Genomic DNA, 18,910 nt, shown 5'->3' on the forward strand with positions numbered 1-18,910 from the left:
ATGACTACAGCGAAGCGAGGCTGATTGCTCAGCGTGCGGCAATCAAGCCTGAGGGCGCATATGCGGGAACAGGATCACATCACGGATCGACGGCGAGTTGGTCAGCAGCATGACCAGACGGTCGATCCCAATGCCCTCGCCCGCGGTCGGCGGCATGCCGTATTCCAGGGCGCGAACGTAGTCAGCGTCGTAATGCATGGCTTCATCATCACCTGCATCCTTGTCAGCCACCTGCTGCATGAAACGCCCGGCCTGATCTTCCGCGTCGTTCAACTCGGAATAGGCGTTGGCGATCTCGCGGCCACCGATGAACAGCTCGAAACGGTCGGTCACGCTCGGATCATCGTCGCTGCGACGAGCCAGCGGCGAGACCTCGAACGGGTAACGGGTGATGAAGTGCGGCTGTTCCAGCTTGGGCTCGACCAGCTCTTCGAAAATCATCACCTGCAGCTTGCCCAGGCCTTCGAAGCCGAGCACCTTGGCACCGGCTTTCTTGGCGATCTCGCGGGCACGGTCGATGTCGTTGAGGTCGGCAGCGCTGATCTCCGGGTTGTACTTGAGGATCGAGTCGAACACCGACAGGCGTGCGAACGGCTCACCGAAGTGGAACACCTTGTCGCCGTACGGCACGTCGGTAGTCCCCAGAACCAGCTGGGCCAGCTCGCGGAACAGCTCCTCGGTCAGGTCCATGTTGTCTTCGTAATCGGCATAGGCCTGGTAGAACTCGAGCATGGTGAACTCGGGGTTGTGCCGGGTCGAAACGCCTTCGTTACGGAAGTTGCGGTTGATCTCGAAGACTTTCTCGAAGCCGCCGACCACCAGGCGCTTGAGGTACAGCTCAGGCGCGATACGCAGGAACATCTGCATGTCCAGGGCGTTGTGGTGGGTCTCGAACGGCTTGGCCGCAGCGCCGCCTGGGATGGTCTGCAGCATCGGCGTTTCGACTTCGAGGAAGTCGCGCTTCATCAGGAAGCTGCGGATATGCGCGATGACCTGCGAGCGAACGCGGAAGGTCTGGCGCACATCCTCGTTGACGATCAGGTCGACGTAGCGCTGGCGGTAGCGTTGCTCCGTGTCGCTGAGGCCGTGGTGCTTGTCCGGCAGCGGGCGCAGCGACTTGGTCAGCAGACGCACGTCGGTCATCTCGACGTACAGGTCGCCCTTGCCGGAACGGGCCAGGGTGCCTTCAGCCGAGATGATGTCGCCCATGTCCCAGGTTTTCACCGCGGCCAGGGTTTCTTCCGACAAAGTCTTGCGATTGACGTAGACCTGGATGCGTCCGGTCATGTCCTGGATAACCATGAACGAGCCACGGTTGAGCATGATGCGCCCGGCAACCTTGACCGGAATGGCAGCAGCCTCCAGCTCTTCCTTACTCTTGTCGACGTACTGTTTCTGCAGGTCAGCGCAGTAGTTGTCGCGGCGGAAGTCGTTGGGGAAGGCATTGCCCTGCTCACGGAGGGCTGCAAGCTTCTCTTTGCGCTGGGCAATCAGCTTGTTTTCTTCCTGTTGCAGTTCGTGTTGGTCGAGTTGTTGGTCGCTCATTTCGGGTCGTCCCGGTTAAACCATCATTCTTGAAAAATGGCTGCAAACCCGCTGGTTTGCAGCTTGACGCTTGTGGCCGCTAGAGCCTGCTCACACTCTCGTATCGCCGACGCGCAGCAGATCGTGAGCAGCTTCTTACAGGCCCTGCTTGAGGCTAGCCTCAAGGTACTGGTCGAGGTCGCCATCGAGAACCTTCTGGCAGTCGCTGCGCTCGATGCCGGTACGCAGGTCCTTGATGCGCGAGTCGTCGAGCACGTAGGAGCGGATCTGATGCCCCCAACCGATGTCGGACTTGGTCTCTTCCAGCGCCTGGGACGCAGCGTTGCGCTTCTGCATCTCCTGCTCGTACAAGCGGGCACGCAGCATTTTCATGGCGGTGTCCCTGTTGGCGTGCTGAGAGCGCTCATTCTGGCACGCCACCACCGTGTTGGTCGGCACGTGGGTAATACGTACCGCCGAGTCGGTGGTGTTTACGTGCTGACCACCGGCCCCGGAGGAGCGGTAGGTGTCGATGCGCAGGTCGGACGGGTTGATATCGATCTCGACCTTGTCGTCGATTTCCGGCGATACGAACACCGCCGAGAAGGAGGTATGGCGACGGGCACCGGAGTCGAACGGGCTTTTGCGTACCAGGCGGTGCACACCGATCTCGGTGCGCAGCCAGCCAAAGGCGTACTCGCCCTTGATGTGCACGGTGGCGCCCTTGATGCCGGCGACTTCACCTTCGGACAGTTCGACGATCTCCGCACTGAAACCGCGCTTGTCGGCCCAGCGCAGGTACATGCGCAGCAGGATGTTGGCCCAATCCTGCGCCTCGGTACCGCCAGAACCGGCCTGGATATCGAGATAAGCGTTGTTCGGGTCCATCTCACCGCTGAACATGCGGCGGAACTCCAGCTTCTCGAGGATTTCGCGCAGGCGCTCGATTTCCGCAGCGACGTCGTCGACGGCACCCTGGTCGTTTTCTTCGACGGCCATGTCGAGCAGGTCACGCGAATCGGCCAGGCTGCCAGTCAGGTCGTCGATGGTCTCGACGATCTGCGCCAGGGTGGCACGCTCACGGCCCAGGTTCTGGGCGTATTCCGGCTTGTTCCAGACGTTCGAGTCTTCGAGTTCGCGGTTTACTTCGACGAGACGATCATGCTTTTGATCGTAGTCAAAGATACCCCCGAATAGTCTGGGTGCGCTCGGACAGGTCCTTGATGGCATTAAGGATCGGGTTGATTTCCATAGCTGACGGCACTCGCAGGTAAAACTTCGGAAAAGCCGGAGAGTATACCCGAGTCGAATCCACACGGGCAGACGGGCTGACCACTCGCAACAAGGCTTTGCACTACAAGGCCTCAACCACCGTCACCGCACGCCATGACCACGGACGGTGCCCGCAATCGCTGCTGGCCCAGATCGAATGACCGCCAAAACAACGCCCGCGCGCCCTTGGTGAGGCACAACCAGGCAGCGTGGTAATTGCGTCATGTACGTGCGGTCAGAACTTGAGGCTCATGCGTGCCCCGAGACTCTGGTCACGGGCGTCCTCGGCGAACTGGCTCGCGTAGAGCACACCGACGTACACCTCCGGCACCAGTTCATAGTCGAGGCTCAGATCCAAACGCAGATTGTCGCGCTCGAATGTACGCCCGGAAAGGTCGAGGACACTGCCATCGGCGCGCTGCACACCGCTTTGCAGTCGTGGCTCGATGAAGCCATGCCGCAATGCCAGGCTGCCTCGGCCGATCAACCGACGCTGTTGCAGTTGCCAAGTGGTTGCGGCACGCCAGCCAAGGGTCAGGTATGCACCGTCCTGTTCATCTCGCCCCAGGTGCACCGCATGTGCACCACCGCGCTCACGCATGCCCTGGGCATCCAGATGCACATAAGCCAGGCCAGCAAAGGGTTCGATGGTGAAGTCACGAAAGTCCTGCGGATAACTGGCCTCGCCGAATACCTGGGTGGTCGCGGCGCGGCCATCGGCCTTCAGCGCTTCGCCAGACGCGTTACGTTGAGCCTGCAGATCGTGCCAGCTGTAGCCGACGCCGAACTTGAAACCAAGTTGATAGTAACGCGTCGCGGCATAAGCACTCAGGTGGTAACTGTCGACGTCACTGTCGCCAGATGAGCCATCGACCTGTAGCTCGCTACGCCCAAACCCGCCAAGCACCCCGGCCACCCACATGCCCTGCAGGGGACGGTCAATACCGAACAGCACACCAGCGCTGTGCCGTTGCAGACGTGACGAATAAGCATCACCTTGCCAGGTTCCGTAGCCGCCGTAGGCCCGGGTCCAAGCCTGCAGCTGGCCATCCGCAGCCGGGCGCTCACGAAAGGCAAAACGAATCTGCTGGAGGCGATCCAGAGCAGCATCACGGGGGATTCGGCTGTCCTCCAGCAACAGGCTGCGTTGCGTGAGCCACAGTCCGCCTGCTTGCGGTTCGGCATACAGCGGCGGCGACAGCCCGATCAGGATCGCCCCCATTTGCAGGGCGCTGCGCTTCTTGCTCATCGCCCTGTCCCATCAGAGGGTTTCATGACGCCGGAACTACCGAACACTCAGGTGCTGAGTGGCTCGCTGACCAGCCCGACCTGATTACGCCCGTTGTTCTTGGCCTCATAGAGGCCCTGGTCGGCCATCTGCACGAGCTGCAAAGAGGACAGGCCAGTCACTGGCAACAGGGTCGATACGCCGATACTGACACTCAGCACGGTCTTTCCCACTTGCTGATCATGGAGGATGTTCAAGGACTCGACCGTGCGCCGGACCTTCTCGGCCAACAACCGCGCACCGCCGGACGAGGTGCCCGGAAGAATCATGGCGAACTCTTCGCCACCATAGCGCGCGGCCATGTCCGAGGAGCGGCTGCAGCATTCGCGCAGGGTGTCCGCCACACGGCGCAGGGCCTCGTCACCGGCGACATGGCCGAAACTGTCGTTGTAGTTCTTGAAGTAATCGACATCGATCATCAGCAAGGAAACCGGAGCCTGCTCGCGTTGTGCACGGCGCCATTCCATTTCCAGGTATTCGTCGAAATGGCGGCGGTTGGAGAGACCGGTCAAGCCATCCGAGTTCATCAAGCGCTGCAGCACCAGATTGGTTTCGAGCAACTGTTGCTGGCTCTCACGCAAGGCGCGGTAGGCCTCGTCGCGCTGCTGCATGGCGATATAGGAACGTGAGTGGTAACGGATACGCGCCACCAGCTCGATTGCATCAGGCAGTTTGACCAGATAGTCATTGGCGCCGGCCGCGAATGCCGCACTCTTCACCGTGGCATCGTCACGCGTCGACAGCACGATGATCGGCACGTCGCGCAGCAGCGAAGAAGCCCGGTAATCGCCCAGCAGGGTCAGGCCGTCCACCCCCGGCATCACCAAGTCCTGCAGGATGACGGTCGGGCCGATCTGTTCGGCCAGGGCAACTGCCTGGCGTGGATCGGCACAGAAATGGAAATCGATGCCGGTCTCACTGGCCAGCGAGCGACGGACTGCCTCGCCAATCATGGCCTGGTCATCGACCAACAGGACCATGACGGCACTCTCTGGCGGGACGCCCGTTTCCGCAGGGTTACGATTAGGGTATTGCATACGATCTCCGGGCGCCTGGGCCTACGGTAAACAATGAGATTCTAGCCGAGAGAGCAAAAGGTACGACCGCCATCAGCCAAACACCTCGACCAGGCGCGGTGCAATGCGCTCGAGCGGGAGCACTTCCATCGCGGCATCCAGTTCGGCAGCAGCCTTGGGCATGCCATATACGGCCGAGCTTTTACGGTCTTGGGCAATCGTGCGGAAACCATGGTCACGCATGTGCTTCAGTCCCTGCGCACCGTCTCGCCCCATACCGGTTAACAGCACACCCACTGCCTCGCCTTTCCAGTGCGCAACCACGCTATCGAAGAACACATCGATGGAAGGGCGATACACATGGCTGCTGGGTTCCGCGGTGTACACGAGATGGCCGCTGCGCTGTATACGAATATGGTTGTTGGTACCCGCCAGCAGAATGGTTCCTGGCTGCGGTGGTTCGCCATCGCGCGCCAGGCGCACCGGCAGCTTCGATTCGCTGGCCAGCCACTCGGCCATGCCTGCGGCGAATACCTCATCCACATGTTGCACCAACACGACAGCAGCGGAGAAACTGGCCGGAAGCTGCTTCAGCAAAGTCGCCAAGGTCGCCGGGCCGCCCGCCGAAGCGCCAATGGCGACCAGGCGCTGGGCCTTGGCTGTACGCACGGGCTTGGCTGCTTCACGGCGCCGGCTATCACCCTGCCCGATCAGCCAGCCGATATTCTGGATCTTGCGCAACAAGGCAGCGGCGTCCTGCGTCCTGCCACTGCCGAGCGCCGGCGTATCGACCGCGTCCAGGGCTCCGTGCCCCATTGCCTCGAATACCCGATGAACGTTCTGCGCCATGTCCACCGTCACGATGAGGATCGCACAGGGGGTCTGCGACATGATCAAACGGGTCGCCTCGACACCATCCATCTCCGGCATCATCAGGTCCATCAACAGGACATCGGGGGTATTTTCCCGGCAACGCGCCACCGCCTCGGCACCATTGCTCGCCACCCAGATAAGCTGATGCGCAGGCTCCATGGCCAATGCACGCCGCAAAGCCTCGACGGCCAGCGGCATGTCGTTGACGATTGCAATCCTCATCCCTGCGCTTCCCCGATCAGCACCACAACGGCCTCCAGCAATGCTTCGTCATGAAAACTGGCCTTGGCCAGGTAGTAGTCAGCACCGGCATCGAGCCCTCTCCGGCGGTCTTCTTCGCGGTCCTTGTAGGACACCACCATCACCGGCAGTGACTGCAAGCGGTTGTCGCGACGCACCAGCGTAACCAGTTCGATGCCGTCCATGCGCGGCATATCGATATCGGTGATGAGCAGGTCGAAGTGTTCCGATCGCAGCGCGTTCCAACCATCCATGCCATCCACCGCGACCGCCACGTCATAACCGCGACTGAGCAGCAGCTTGCGCTCCAGTTCACGCACGGTCAGCGAGTCATCGACCACCAGCACGCGCTTGCGCCGCGCGCCCTGATGCTGTCGGGTATTGCGGTCCACACGATCCAGTCGCCCACTGCCCAGCAGCTTGGCGACCGAATGGAACATGTCCTCGACGTCCAGGATCAGCACCGGCGTTCCATCATCCAGCAACGCACCAGCCGAGACGTCGCGCACCTTGCCCAGCCGTGCATCCAGTGGCATCACCACCAGCGTGCGCTCGCTGATGAAGCGCTCGACGACGATGCCATACAAGGTTTCGCGATCACGGATCAGGACCACAGCGATGCCATTGTCCTCGGGCGTCCCTTCCGGGCGCTGAAGAATCTGGCTTGCCGATACCAAACCAACATGCTGCCCGTCGTGCCAGAAATGCTGACGCCCTTCGAGCTGAACGATGTCCGAGGCCTGCAGGCGGGTCATGCGTTCAATATGAGCCAGGGGAAATGCATAGGCCTCACCACCCACCTCGACCACCAGGCTGCGCACTACCGAGAGCGTCAGCGGTACATCGAGGTGAAAGGTCGCACCCAGCCCTTGGCGCTGCTCCATGCGCACGCCGCCGCGCAACTGGCGCAGCATGTGCTGGACGGCATCCAGACCGACTCCGCGTCCGGACACCTCGGTAACCTGCTCACGCATGCTGAAGCCGGGCAGGAAAAGGAAGGCCAGCAGTTCTTCCTCATTCAACTGCGCCGCCGTTTCAGCGCTGGCGAACTGGCGACTCACCACCGCATCGCGCAAACGCTCGAGGTCCACCCCCGAACCATCATCGCTGAGTTCCAGCACCAGCATGCCGGCATGGTGACGCGCACGCAGCACGATTCGACCGACCTCCGGCTTGCCCAGGCGCTTGCGCACCTCCGGGTGCTCGATACCGTGATCGACGGCATTGCGCAGCAAGTGGGTCAGCGGGGCTTCGAGCTTTTCCAGTACATCACGATCGACCTGCGTGCTTTCCCCTTCGATCTCCAGACTGACCTGCTTGCCCAGTGAGCGTCCCAGGTCGCGCACCATGCGCACCTGACCGGAGAGCACATCGGCAATCGGGCGCATCCGCGAGGCCAGTGCGGCGTCATATAGCACCTGGGCACGCTGACCACCCAGCCAGCCAAATTCGTCGAGATCCGCCATATGCTGTGCCAGCAGTTGCTGACTTTCGCCGAGCAGTTGGCGCGCTTCGACCAGCATTTCCCGCGCTTGCGGATCGAGCTGTTCATCGAGGATGGTTTCACGCGCCACATCCAGGGCACGGCTCGCCCCTACCTGCAAACGCTTGAGTCGCTGCAAGGCAGTGGCCAGGGGCTTGATACGCTGAAATTCCACCAGCGACTTGCTGGAAATATCCAGCAGGTGATCCAGCCGCTCCGCGCTGACGCGCAGCACCCGACCACGGCCATCATTCCAGGTTTCCGTACTGGCAGGCATTGCCGGCAGTTCGCTGGAGAGTGGTTCCGCGACGACCGCCTCGGGTTCGGCAGGTAGCGCAGGCGCAGGCGCCGCTGGACTAGCCGGTAGCGTCGGCGCATCACGTTCGGGGAGAGCAACGCTGACAGATACCGATGAGCGCGTGCCCCGTGCCAGGCTGCCAATCCGCTCGACCAGCGCATCCACTTCTTCGCCAGCAACCTGCAGCGAGCCGGTATCCGTAATGGGCATGCCCAGTCGCAGCAACAGATCAGCGCCTTGCAACAGTGCATCAATGTGCTCGGACTGCAGGCGCAAGCGGCCATCCTGCGCCTCGACCAGGCAATCCTCCATGACATGCGCCACGCGCACCCCAGCCTCCAGCCCGACGATACGCGCAGCGCCCTTCAGCGAGTGCGCCGCACGCATGCAGGCTTCCAACTGTTCGGCCTGGTTGGGATTGCGCTCCAGCACCATCAGGCCGGTATTGAGCACCTGGGTCTGGGCCTCGGCCTCGAGCTTGAACAACTCCAGCAACGAGGCATCACGCATCTGATCCGGGGTCATCCGAGACTCCTCACGATTGCCTGCTGCAGCATTTCCTCATCGAGCAGCGTGATGCTGCGACCACGCCATTGCAACACGCCCGTGGCAAACCGCTTGGCCACCTGGGCAGTACCTTTGCCTGCCTCGTTGACGAGCGCCAACGGAATGCCATGAATACCATCCACCTCATCCACCGGTGCGACCACAGGTCCGCCTTGCCCGGCGAGAATCAGCATGCGGGGTACCACGCGCCGCTCGGACACCGGCGCCGCACCAGGCTCCAACCCCAGCAGTTCGCTCAGCGACAGGCACGCGACCAGAGCACCGCGCACATTGGTCACCCCTAGCAGCCCGATGGAACGCTGATGGGGCAGCGAGTGAATCAAGGTCTGTGGCGCCACCTCCACCAACGAACGGGTCGCCAGGCCGAACCAGGCCTCCCCCAGACGAAACACCAGGTTCGAACGAAGCTCGCCCTGCCCCAGCTCAGCTTCTACCGGCTGCTCATCCTGATCACTGCGATGCAGGGCATAGCGGTCAAGCAAGTGGGTTGCAGCAACGGCATGGACGTCGCAATTGCGGCAGTGAATGTGGGCCTCGAGGCGCTCGCAGGTCTTGTCGCCATGCACGCCAATACGGTTCCAGCAGTCATCGATGGGCTGTAGCTGATCGGCATCGATCAGGGGCAGACGACTATCAATCATTAGGTTTCACTCCGCGACTGGCGCGCTGCTGCAAGCGCTGCGCACCGGCCAGATCGCCACGAGCAGCGAGCAGTGCGGCCAGATGGGCCATGGCCTCGGCATGCTGCGGGTCCAGGTACAACGTCTTGCGGTAATAGTCCTGGGCTTCATTGATCTGCCCGGCAACATCGCTCAGCAAGCCCAGCCAGTAGAAGACGGCAGCCGAGGGGCCATGCTGTGCCAGATGACGTTCGCAAATGGCCCGGGCCTCTGCACTACGGCCACTGTTGGCCAGGCTGGCGATTTCCTGAAGCGCGGCGTCTCCCTCGACCTGTTTGGCCGCGATATCGCCCATTTTCGGCAAAGCCGGCCGAGATACTCGTGCAGGAATAGCCGGACGTGTCGGCAGCGGTGGTTTGGCCGCCGGCCGTGGCAGTGCGGCCTTGGCCGGGCGCACTGCAGCGACTGCAGGCGCATGGCGGAAGACGAACGCCAGCGGGATGTTCAATGCGTTCATGCCGCACTGACTGAACAGGCTCGCCTCAGCCGGACCGATGAACATGGCACCATCTGCACGCATCAGGCGCTTGAGTACCTCGACCACGCGCCCCTGCGTCGGTCGATCAAAATAGATCAGCAGATTACGGCAGAAGACGAAGTCGTAAGGCTCTTCTGCCGCCAGCAAGGCCGGCTCCAGCAAGTTGCCACTCAGAAAGCGGACCGTGTGCCGAACCGACTCGCTCAGGATGAAGTTGTCGCCACTGGCAGTGAAATAGCGGTCACGAAAGCCCATATCATTGCCACGAAATGAATTGCGGCCATACACACCTTCACTGGCGCGCTTGAGCACCTTGTCACTGATGTCCATGGCATCGACATGGAACTGCTGCGCCATCAACCCCGCATCGAACAACGCCATGGTGATCGAATAGGGTTCCTCGCCACTGGAGCAAGGCAGACTGAGAATACGCAACGGCCGGCCACCAAGGCCCGGCAGTCGCTCAAGCGCGAGACGGCCCAGTGCGTTGAAGGATTCGGGGTAACGAAAGAACCAGGTCTCCGGTACGACCACCGCCTCGACCAACGCCTGCTGCTCAGACGGGGAAGCATTCAGATGAGTCCAATAGGCCTCTTCGTCGGCGCAGCCCAGAGCCCGGGTGCGTTGGCGTACAGCCCTTTCGACCACGATGCGGCCAACTGACTCGGCGTCGAGGCCGATACGGGTTTTCAGCAATTGCTCAAAGCGCTCGATCATCGGGCACCAGGCGGAAACAGCAGATCGCGAATATCGTCCGTCAACAGATCCTCGATACGGACACGCTGCACCAGCCCTTCCTTTCCTTCGTAGACCGGCCCCAGATAGCGAGCCTGAACCTGGTCCAGGCCCGACTCATGAAACGCCTGAGGGTCGCAGCGAAAGGTGTTGGTAGCCTGTTCGAGAATGAGGCCAAGGCAATACGACCGATAATGCACCAGCACCAGTCGGGTGCTGGTACGCATCGCCGCTGGCGTACCGAATGCTTGTGCCGCCAGATCGAGAACCGGCACCAGTTGTCCGCGGAAGGAAAACAGCCCGGCAACCCAGACAGGCGCCTCGGGGATCTGTTTCAAGCGCCGCAACGGCAGCACTTCAATCACTTCACGGACATCCAGCGCATAGCGATCGGCGCCCATGCTGAACAGCAGGAACAGCTGTTCGTGGGCCCGGAGCGCCTTCAGGCTGGCAGCGCTGTTAGACATGGTCAGACCTTGAAGCGACTGACGCCGCTGCGCAGCCCATTGGCAACCAGGTTCAGGTCATCGATGGCAGCACTGGCCTGACGCAACGATTCCACCGTCTGCCCGGAGGCTTCGCTCAACTGCACCAGTGCCTGGTTGATCTGTTCGGCGCCGGTCGACTGCGCCTGCATGCCTTCATTGACCATCAGCACGCGAGGCGCCAAGGCCTGAACCTGCTGGATGATCTGGGTCAGTTGCTCACCGACCTGGCCAACTTCGGCAATGCCGCGGCGCACTTCCTCGGAGAACTTGTCCATGCCCATCACGCCGGCAGACACCGCCGACTGAATTTCGCGCACCATCTGTTCGATGTCGTAGGTGGCCACGGCGGTCTGGTCGGCCAGGCGACGTACCTCGGTCGCAACCACGGCAAAACCCCGCCCGTACTCACCGGCCTTTTCCGCCTCGATAGCGGCGTTGAGGGACAGCAGGTTGGTTTGATCCGCCACTTTGACGATGGTGGTGACCACGTGATTGATGTTGCCGGCCTTCTCATTGAGGATCGCCAGCTTGGCATTGACCAGTTCGGCCGCGCCCATGACCTGGTGCATGGTTTCTTCCATGCGTGCCAGCCCCAGTTGGCCGGAGCCTGCCAGGGTGGAGGTCTGTTCGGCCGCGCCGGATACCTCGGCCATGGTGCGGACCAAATCGCGCGAGGTCGCGGCGATCTCGCGTGAGGTCGCGCCAATTTCCGTGGTAGTGGCGGCGGTTTCCGTTGCGGTGGCCTGCTGCTGCTTGGACGTTGCAGCAATCTCGGTAACCGAGGTGGTCACCTGCACCGAGGAACGCTGGGCCTGCGCGACCAGAATCTTGATTTCTTCGGCCATGCCGTTGAAGCCCGACTCGATGGCACCGAACTCATCGTTGCGACCCAGACTGAGACGCACGGTCAAGTCGCCCTTGGCCAGGGCCTGCAGTGTCTCTACGACACGCTGCACCGGCTGGGTAATGGCCTGCATGAGGAAGAAGCCACAGATGAACGCCGCTGGAATCGCCAGCAGCAGCGCGACGATCATGCCCAGCCGGGCATTGCCCACTGCTGAAACGATATTGCCAGCCGAACCGTAGGCGTTATCACGGTTCAGCTCGATCATCGCATTGAGGTGGTCACGCCCTTCCTGCCAGATGCTGGGGAGACGACCATGGAGCTCGGTTTGTACATCGTCGTACTGCCCTTGCTGGTAAAGGGCAATGACCTTGTCGTGCTCCTCGCGGAACTGTCCAAGGGTCCGTTTGAACTGATCGAGGAAGGCCTGATCACGGGCTTCATTGATCGTGTCCTGGTAGTCCGCAATCGACTTTTCCAGGCTGTCGTTCACACGTTTGAACTGCTGAAGATCACTGTCACCCAGCGTCCGCTGATCATTGAGCCCGACCATTTCCAGCGTCAGCCGGACATATTCAGCCCAACTGCTGCTGACTTGAGTGATGTGAAACATCCCTGGCATCGCATCCTCAAGCAGATGCGTAGCACTCTCATCCACACGTGACAGGCGCTCGAAGGAAACCACCGCCATCATCAGCATGATCGCAATGATCACGGCAAAGCTCGCCAGAATCCGCCGCCGAACAGTCCAGTTCTTCACATTCATCCCCACTCGCCAGAAATCCGGTTAATGCCTGTCTGCTCAGGCAACGCCTATTGCGGCGCGACTCTAGAGACTCGCCCAGACGGCCGCAAGCCGCCTGCCCAGGGTATCTCGGTCGCTACTTAAGTTTTTCTGCCGCTCAGTGTGGCAGAAAGATAAACCTTTTAAATAGTAGGTACGCCTTCATGCTCGAAAGTGGCGCATTTGCTACAGGCATACCACTCCATCAGGCCTCAGAAAGGCCTGACCACAGTAAAGGTCAGGATTTACCGATAGTCACGGCATGGGGGCGGAAGGCAGCAGATTGACCACGGTGCGAAGCTGCATGCACCGTAGTCAGGGGACGTTTACTGAGCGCTCAGTTCCTGGCGAACCTGCGCTTCCAGCTCAGCCTTGAGCGAGGGCTCGAGCTTTAGCTGGCGGGCCAACTCCTCGAGGTAGGCACGCTCCATGAAGTGTTCTTCATCAACCATGAGCACACTGGCGATATACATTTCAGCCGCCATTTCCGGTGTATTGGCAGCACGCGCCACCTCAGCAGGGTCCAGAGGCTTGTTCAACTCGGCCTCCAGCCAGCGGCTCAACTGAGGGTCGCCCGCCAATTGACCCAGCTGCTCTTCGAGCAGTTGTTTTTCCCTGGCGTCGACATGACCGTCCGCCTTGGCGGCGGCAACCAGGGCACGCAGGATGGCCTGGCTGTGTTCCTCGACCTGTGGAGCCGGCAGGCGATCAACCGTTTGCAGCGGTGCGGCACCAGCACTCTGCCCTTGCTGTGCCTGCCAGTTACCGTAGGCCTTGTAGGCAATAACCCCCAAAGCAGCCAGGCCACCGTAGGTAATCACCTTGCTGCCTACCTTGCGAGCGCTCTTGTTGCCCAGCAGCAAGCCCAGCGCGCCTGCAGCCAGTGCGCCACCGCCGGCGCCCTTGAGCAAGGCGCCGAGATCGCCAGAACCCTTGCCACCGCCGCCCAGCAAACCGCCCAAGGCGCCGCCCAGGCCTGCGGATGGCGTGCCACCACCGCCATTCTTCTGTTGCAACAGGTCCTGACCGGATTTGAGCAGTTGGTCGAGCAGGCCACGGGTGTTCATGGAGAAATTCCTCGGGATGGGAAGCGATGCCTGAGAACCGGCAAACGATCTGCCGACTGCCGGCCATATGGCGTTAACTCAGAAGACCGTAAACGGATTCTGTAAGTTCTCGATTCTAGCGATGGGCAGCGTTGTATCAGGGGTGGCACATGCTTCCAGATATTGCGAAGCCTGGGCATAGCAGACCAATAGCCCAAGCCGCACCATTTCCCGCCATGGCTGCACCCTGGCCCGAGGTGTCTACCTCAGTGGTTGGGCTCATCGACCGGCAGGGCAAAGCGGAAGGTCGCGCCCTGACCCGGCACCTCCAGCAGTTCGATAGCGACGCCGTGCAATTGCAGGATCTGGTGCACGATACGCAAGCCCAAGCCTCCGTCGCGCCGCGCCCCGCCAATGGTAAATGGCCGCAGAAACAGCCCCTCGCGCAGCTCCGGGGCGATGCCCGGCCCCGTGTCGCTGACCGTCACGGTGACGAAACGCCCCTTCACTGCCAACTCCACGCACACCTGGCCGCCACTGGGTGTATGGCGCAAGGCATTGTCCAGCAGGTTGGTCAGCACCCGCTCGATCAACCCCAGATCGGCGTAAACCACAGGAAGCACGGGCGCCAGGCAGGCATTCAGGGCGACCTGTCGTGACTCGGCGCTCAACTCGAATTTCTGGAATACGTCCTGCACCAGGTCAGCCAAGGCAAAACGCTCGATCACCGGTTTGACGAAGCCATGCTCCAGGCGCACCAGGTCCAACAGTGACTGGGCCAGGCCACCGACCTTGCGGCTTTGATCAAGAGCCACGCCCAGGTAGCGACGACGCTCGTCGGCGGTAAGCGTGGCGTCCTTGAGCGAGAGCACTTCCAGATAGCCATGCAGCGACGCCAGGGGTGTGCGCAGATCATGGGAAATATTCGCCACCAGTTCGCGGCGCTCCTGATCCTGCTGGGTCAACGTGCGCCATTGCTCGCTCAGACGTACCTGCATCTGCTGGAACGTGGCCTCCAGGGCAGCGATCTCATCGCCCGAGCCACGCCCCGGCTCAACCGGCGGCGCTGACAAAGCATGAGCCGCATCGATATCGAAGCGCCCCACCGACTCGGTCAGGCGTCGCAATGGCCGGGTAATCCAGGCGAATGCCGTCAGACCGGCCAGCAGGCAGAGCATTGCGATCAAGCCGATGGACCACAGCGCCGTATTGAGCGCTTCGCTGGTCGCGCCGCGCTCGGCAAACTGGTCATGCGCCTCGCCCAGCAACACCACATACAAGAAGCCCGCACGCTCCCCGGACACCATCAAGGGCGCGACGCTGAATACCTTGCGCCCCGTGGCGCTGCGCGGATCGTCGCCGAGGATGGGCAACGCCTCACCGGAGAGAAAGCGCCTGAGCGGCTCAAGGTCGACCTGAGCCCGCAACAGGCGATCCTTCGGGGCGGCATCGCCAATGATCCTGCCCTGCCTGTCCAGCAGGTAGACCTCGACGCTGGGGTTGACCAGCATCAGTTGGCTGAACAACTCGCGCACCGCGTTTGGCATCAAGCCATTGGCATCCATCAACTGGGTGTCGCTGGCGATATGCCGGGCCAGGTCGCGCGACAAGCCCTGCACCACTTCCAGCTCATGCATGCGGCTGGAGCGCACCTGCAGCCATACCGAGGTCCCGCAGCAGATCAGCAGCAACAGGGCGAACACCAGCGACAAGCGCCGCGTCAGGGTCATCTTCACTGCCCGTCTCCTGTCGTGGCAAACTTGTAGCCACGCCCCCACACCGTGAGGATGCGTGTCGGCTGAGCCGGATCGACTTCGATCTTGGCCCTCAGCCGGTTGATATGGGTGTTGACCGTATGCTCATAGCCTTCGTGGTTGTACCCCCAAACCGAATTGAGCAACTCGAGCCGGGAAAAGACCGTGCCTGGCTGGCGGGCGAAGAAATACAGCAGATCGAACTCGCGCGGCGTAAGGTCTAGAGACTGCCCTTCCAGCGCAGCCTCGCGGGTCAGCGGATCGATGAACAGCCCGCCCGTGGACAGGCTGCCCGCTTCCATCTTCAGGTTCCGCGCCAGGGCATCCACTCGTCGCAACAGCGCCTTGACCCTGGCCACCAGCTCCATCATGGAAAACGGCTTGGCCAGATAATCGTCCGCGCCCAGCTCCAGCCCGAGGATGCGGTGCATTTCACTGGAGCGAGCGCTGGTGATGATGATCGGCGTGTAGCGCGTCATCGCCCGTGCCCGCCGACAGATTTCCAGGCCATCAACACCCGGCAGCATCAGGTCCAGGATCAAGGCATCCCAGCCGCCCTGCTCCAGCAGACGTAGCCCCTGCTCGCCATCGGCACTGTGCACCACCTCGAACTGCTCATCGCGCAGGTGCAGGCAGATCAGGTCGGCGATATGGGCATCATCCTCGACCACCAGAACACGTTTGGCTTGATCCATTCGGGCGGGTCCGTACTGAAGTGCGATACCGGCCATTGTGCCGGGGTTGTCCGGGCAGAGTTATCACGAATTGTTTAACTCTGCGTGAGGATTTGGCGACCTGCACAGCCGTAGCCTCGCTCCATCACGACTCAACGTGCATATGGAGATGATCATGCTCTCGAGACGACAACTGCTGCTGGCCGGTGGCACTACAGGTGCAGCGGCGCTGGTGCTGGGCGTGCTACCACGGTTGGCCGACAGCGAAACGATGCGCCTGGAAGAAGGCCCGACAGGCACCTTCAAGGTGAGCCACAGCGACGCCGAATGGCGCCAGTTGCTTAGTGCCGAGCAGTATCAGGTCCTGCGCCAGGAGGGCACCGAACGCCCTTACAGCAGTCCGCTGAACGATGAACACCGGGAAGGGATCTTCTCCTGCGCAGGCTGCGATCTGCCGCTGTTTTCCTCCAGCCGCAAATTCGACAGCCATACCGGTTGGCCCAGTTTCTGGGCGCCCCTGGACCAGGCCACCGCGATTCGCACCGACACCTCCTACGGCATGCTCCGGAAAGAAGTGCATTGCAGCCGCTGTGGCGGCCACCTCGGGCATGTATTCGATGACGGCCCCAGACCCACCGGGCTGCGCTACTGCATGAACGGCATCGCCATGCATTTCAACGCCCAGACGGCGTGACCCGCCTCACTGAACAGGTTACCTGCCCATGCTGCTTCTTATCCTCGCTTATCTCGGTGGTGTGCTGACCATCGTCAGCCCCTGCATTCTGCCGGTACTGCCGTTCGTCTTCGCGCGCACCGGGCAATCCTTCGTGCGCAGCGGTCTGCCGCTACTGGCGGGCATGGCCCTGACCTTTGCACTGGTCGCAACGCTCGCGGCCGTCGGTGGCAACTGGGTGGTCAGTCTCAATCAATATGGGCGTGTACTGGCCCTGGCGTTCATCGCCCTGTTCGGCCTGACCTTGCTGCTGCCGGGCCTGGCACAACGCCTGACCCGTCCCCTGGTGGCGGCAGGCAATCGTCTTTCCGAAGCGGCAGGTCATGATGCACGTCCGCGACCCTGGGCTTCGCTACTGATCGGCGTCGCCACCGGCCTGCTCTGGGCGCCCTGCGCCGGGCCGATCCTCGGCTTGCTGCTGACCGGCGCGGCCCTGCAAGGCGCCAACATTGGCACGACCTTGCTGCTCCTGGCCTACGCCGCTGGTGCCGCTACCTCGCTCGCCGTGGCGCTGCTGCTGGGCGGCAAGGTATTCACTGCAATGAAGCGCTCACTCGGCGCCGGCGAATGGCTGCGCCGTGGTCTGGGCGCGGCGATGCTTGCCGGCGTGGCGGCCATTGCCCTCGGCCTGGACACCGGCCTGCTCACCCGCCTTTCCATCGCCTCCACCAGCAGCCTGGAACAAGCCCTGGTCGACCGCCTCACTCCGGTGCCGAACGGCAACGCCATGATGGCGCAGAACCTGCCAGAAACCGACGCTGGTCCGGCCATGATGGCCTCGGGCGCGATGATGATGGCGGCCCAGGACAGCCTGCCGGTGGAAGGCAACCTGCCGTCGCTCGCTGGCGCCGTGCAATGGCTCAACACACCGCCTCTGACAAACGAAGCGCTCAAGGGCAAGGTCGTACTGGTCGATTTCTGGACCTACTCCTGCATCAACTGCCTGCGCAGCCTGCCGTACGTCAAAGCCTGGGCCGAGAAGTACCGCGATCAGGGCCTGGTGGTGATCGGCGTGCATGCACCGGAGTTCGCCTTCGAACGAGACGTGAAGAATGTACAGAAGGCCATGCGTGACCTGGGCATCAGCTACCCGGTGGCCATCGACAATGACTACCAGATCTGGCGCGCCTTCAATAACCGTTACTGGCCCGCGCACTACTTCGCCGACGCCCAGGGTCGCGTCCGCTACCACCACTTCGGCGAAGGTGACTACGCCCACTCCGAACAGGTGATCCAGCAGTTGCTACGCGAAGCCGGCGCCCAACATGTCGCCACCGACACCGCTGTGGTTCAGGCCCAGGGGGTGCAGCAGGCCGCGGAGATGGATGAGGTACGTTCCCCGGAAACCTACCTGGGCCATGACCGCGCGCAGAACTTCGCTTCCGCTGGCGGTCTGCAGCCCGAGCGCGACGCCCATTATCGAGCAGCCGAACACCTCGACCTCAACCAATGGTCGCTGAACGGCCAATGGCGAGTCGGTGCCGAACAAGCCACCCTGAGCCAGCCTGGCGGCAGCATCAGCTACCGCTTCCAGGCCCGCGACCTGCATCTGGTGCTCGGCCCCGGCACCGACGGCAAAGCCGTGCGCTTTCGCGTGCTCATCGACGGCAAGGCCCCCGGCGACGCCCATGGCACCGATACCGACAACGCCGGTAACGGCCGCGTGACCGAACAGCGGCTGTACCAGTTGATCCGCCAGCCGGCCGGCATCGAGGCGCACACCTTCACCATCGAGTTTCTCGACCCAGGCGTATCAGCTTACGCCTTCACCTTCGGCTAATCAGGAGCCCACCATGAACCCACGCAAGCATCTACTCACCAATATGCTGACCGGTCTTGCCCTGCTGCAGACCGCCTATTTCACCAGCGCCGCACAGGCTGCTACGCCAGCCATGCAACAGCAGCCGGGTGCCGCCATGATGGCGCAGGACCCAGCCATGACGGACAAGGGCAAGGCCATGATGGAGAAACAACCAACCTCCGCCATGACCGCGCAAGACCCAGCCATGACGGGCAAGGACAAGGCCATGATGGAGAACAAACCAGCCTCCGCCATGACCGCGCACGACCCGGCCATGATGGGCAAGGACAAGGCCATGATGGAGAAACAACCACCCGCCACCCAGTACTGAC

Annotated in this window: 16 protein-coding genes; 3 read left to right on the plus strand and 13 right to left on the minus strand. The window is 62.0% G+C overall.

Going from position 1 to position 18,910, the window contains the following annotated elements:
* Window positions 1-42: 42 nt before the first annotated feature.
* The 13 genes from lysS to ACWPW0_RS16780 form a co-directional block, all read right to left on the minus strand.
* Window positions 43-1,545 (minus strand): lysine--tRNA ligase, encoded by a 1,503-nt coding sequence (lysS, locus tag ACWPW0_RS16720; RefSeq protein ID WP_447593165.1) that lies wholly within the window; start codon window positions 1,543-1,545, stop codon window positions 43-45.
* 135 nt (window positions 1,546-1,680) lie between these two features.
* Window positions 1,681-2,776 (minus strand): peptide chain release factor 2 gene (gene prfB, locus ACWPW0_RS16725; RefSeq protein WP_447593167.1). Its coding sequence is split into 2 segments (ribosomal slippage): window positions 1,681-2,703 and window positions 2,705-2,776, totalling 1,095 coding nucleotides; the frame shifts between segments, so codons are not numbered across the junction.
* A 255-nt stretch (window positions 2,777-3,031) separates the two neighbouring features.
* Window positions 3,032-4,045, minus strand: a complete 1,014-nt coding sequence (locus ACWPW0_RS16730; RefSeq protein WP_454255918.1) for an autotransporter outer membrane beta-barrel domain-containing protein — start codon at window positions 4,043-4,045, stop codon at window positions 3,032-3,034.
* A gap of 47 nt (window positions 4,046-4,092) precedes the next feature.
* A complete protein-coding gene (locus ACWPW0_RS16735; protein WP_447593170.1) occupies window positions 4,093-5,121 on the minus strand; it encodes a diguanylate cyclase in 1,029 nt (342 codons plus the stop codon).
* Window positions 5,122-5,193: 72 nt separating this feature from the next.
* Window positions 5,194-6,195, minus strand: a complete 1,002-nt coding sequence (cheB, locus tag ACWPW0_RS16740) for a chemotaxis-specific protein-glutamate methyltransferase CheB (RefSeq protein ID WP_447593172.1) — start codon at window positions 6,193-6,195, stop codon at window positions 5,194-5,196.
* The gene (locus tag ACWPW0_RS16745) at window positions 6,192-8,519 is read right to left on the minus strand and encodes a response regulator (RefSeq protein WP_454255919.1); all 2,328 of its coding nucleotides are present in this window, start codon (window positions 8,517-8,519) and stop codon (window positions 6,192-6,194) included. The genes cheB and ACWPW0_RS16745 overlap by 4 nt, the downstream gene beginning before the upstream one ends.
* The gene (locus ACWPW0_RS16750; RefSeq protein WP_447593175.1) at window positions 8,516-9,202 is read right to left on the minus strand and encodes a chemotaxis protein CheW; all 687 of its coding nucleotides are present in this window, start codon (window positions 9,200-9,202) and stop codon (window positions 8,516-8,518) included. Before ACWPW0_RS16750 ends, ACWPW0_RS16745 begins: the two co-directional genes overlap by 4 nt.
* Entirely contained in the window at window positions 9,195-10,436 is a 1,242-nt protein-coding gene (locus ACWPW0_RS16755; RefSeq protein ID WP_454255920.1) for a CheR family methyltransferase, read from the minus strand. Before ACWPW0_RS16755 ends, ACWPW0_RS16750 begins: the two co-directional genes overlap by 8 nt.
* Complete coding sequence (locus ACWPW0_RS16760; RefSeq protein ID WP_454256754.1) at window positions 10,433-10,927, minus strand: chemotaxis protein CheW; 495 nt, start codon at window positions 10,925-10,927, stop codon at window positions 10,433-10,435. Before ACWPW0_RS16760 ends, ACWPW0_RS16755 begins: the two co-directional genes overlap by 4 nt.
* Window positions 10,924-12,546 carry a methyl-accepting chemotaxis protein gene (locus tag ACWPW0_RS16765; protein WP_447593178.1) on the minus strand — a complete coding sequence of 541 codons (1,623 nt, stop codon included), beginning with the start codon at window positions 12,544-12,546 and terminating at the stop codon, window positions 10,924-10,926. The genes ACWPW0_RS16760 and ACWPW0_RS16765 overlap by 4 nt, the downstream gene beginning before the upstream one ends.
* Window positions 12,547-12,896: 350 nt before the next feature.
* Window positions 12,897-13,637, minus strand: a complete 741-nt coding sequence (locus ACWPW0_RS16770) for a tellurite resistance TerB family protein (RefSeq protein WP_447593179.1) — start codon at window positions 13,635-13,637, stop codon at window positions 12,897-12,899.
* A 245-nt stretch (window positions 13,638-13,882) separates the two neighbouring features.
* A complete protein-coding gene (locus ACWPW0_RS16775) occupies window positions 13,883-15,352 on the minus strand; it encodes an ATP-binding protein (RefSeq protein WP_454255921.1) in 1,470 nt (489 codons plus the stop codon).
* Window positions 15,349-16,065 (minus strand): response regulator transcription factor, encoded by a 717-nt coding sequence (locus ACWPW0_RS16780; protein ID WP_454255922.1) that lies wholly within the window; start codon window positions 16,063-16,065, stop codon window positions 15,349-15,351. Before ACWPW0_RS16780 ends, ACWPW0_RS16775 begins: the two co-directional genes overlap by 4 nt.
* A gap of 154 nt (window positions 16,066-16,219) precedes the next feature.
* On the opposite strand from ACWPW0_RS16780, the gene msrB reads away from it, so the two are divergent.
* Genes msrB through ACWPW0_RS16795 form a run of 3 tightly spaced genes read left to right on the plus strand, consistent with a single transcriptional unit; the run spans window position 16,220 to window position 18,909 of the window.
* Window positions 16,220-16,738 carry a peptide-methionine (R)-S-oxide reductase MsrB gene (gene msrB / locus ACWPW0_RS16785; RefSeq protein ID WP_454255923.1) on the plus strand — a complete coding sequence of 173 codons (519 nt, stop codon included), beginning with the start codon at window positions 16,220-16,222 and terminating at the stop codon, window positions 16,736-16,738.
* Between the two features lie 28 nt (window positions 16,739-16,766).
* Window positions 16,767-18,557 (plus strand): cytochrome c biogenesis protein DipZ, encoded by a 1,791-nt coding sequence (locus ACWPW0_RS16790; RefSeq protein WP_454255924.1) that lies wholly within the window; start codon window positions 16,767-16,769, stop codon window positions 18,555-18,557.
* 13 nt (window positions 18,558-18,570) lie between these two features.
* Window positions 18,571-18,909, plus strand: coding sequence for a hypothetical protein (locus ACWPW0_RS16795; RefSeq protein ID WP_454255925.1), 339 nt, complete (start codon window positions 18,571-18,573; stop codon window positions 18,907-18,909).
* The last annotated feature ends 1 nt before the right edge of the window (window position 18,910 follow it).

This window comes from Pseudomonas sp. Marseille-Q8238 (genome assembly GCF_965111915.1).

Coding starts and splice junctions, on each gene's coding strand:
- ACWPW0_RS16755 (WP_454255920.1), bottom strand. CDS start 10,436: ATGATCGAGCGCTTTGAGCAATTGCTGAAAACCCGTATCGGCCTCGAC.
- ACWPW0_RS16790 (WP_454255924.1), top strand. CDS start 16,767: ATGCTGCTTCTTATCCTCGCTTATCTCGGTGGTGTGCTGACCATCGTC.
- ACWPW0_RS16780 (WP_454255922.1), bottom strand. CDS start 16,065: ATGGATCAAGCCAAACGTGTTCTGGTGGTCGAGGATGATGCCCATATC.
- cheB (WP_447593172.1), bottom strand. CDS start 6,195: ATGAGGATTGCAATCGTCAACGACATGCCGCTGGCCGTCGAGGCTTTG.
- ACWPW0_RS16795 (WP_454255925.1), top strand. CDS start 18,571: ATGAACCCACGCAAGCATCTACTCACCAATATGCTGACCGGTCTTGCC.
- lysS (WP_447593165.1), bottom strand. CDS start 1,545: ATGAGCGACCAACAACTCGACCAACACGAACTGCAACAGGAAGAAAAC.
- ACWPW0_RS16745 (WP_454255919.1), bottom strand. CDS start 8,519: ATGACCCCGGATCAGATGCGTGATGCCTCGTTGCTGGAGTTGTTCAAG.
- ACWPW0_RS16735 (WP_447593170.1), bottom strand. CDS start 5,121: ATGCAATACCCTAATCGTAACCCTGCGGAAACGGGCGTCCCGCCAGAG.
- ACWPW0_RS16730 (WP_454255918.1), bottom strand. CDS start 4,045: ATGAGCAAGAAGCGCAGCGCCCTGCAAATGGGGGCGATCCTGATCGGG.
- ACWPW0_RS16750 (WP_447593175.1), bottom strand. CDS start 9,202: ATGATTGATAGTCGTCTGCCCCTGATCGATGCCGATCAGCTACAGCCC.
- msrB (WP_454255923.1), top strand. CDS start 16,220: ATGCTCTCGAGACGACAACTGCTGCTGGCCGGTGGCACTACAGGTGCA.
- ACWPW0_RS16770 (WP_447593179.1), bottom strand. CDS start 13,637: ATGAACACCCGTGGCCTGCTCGACCAACTGCTCAAATCCGGTCAGGAC.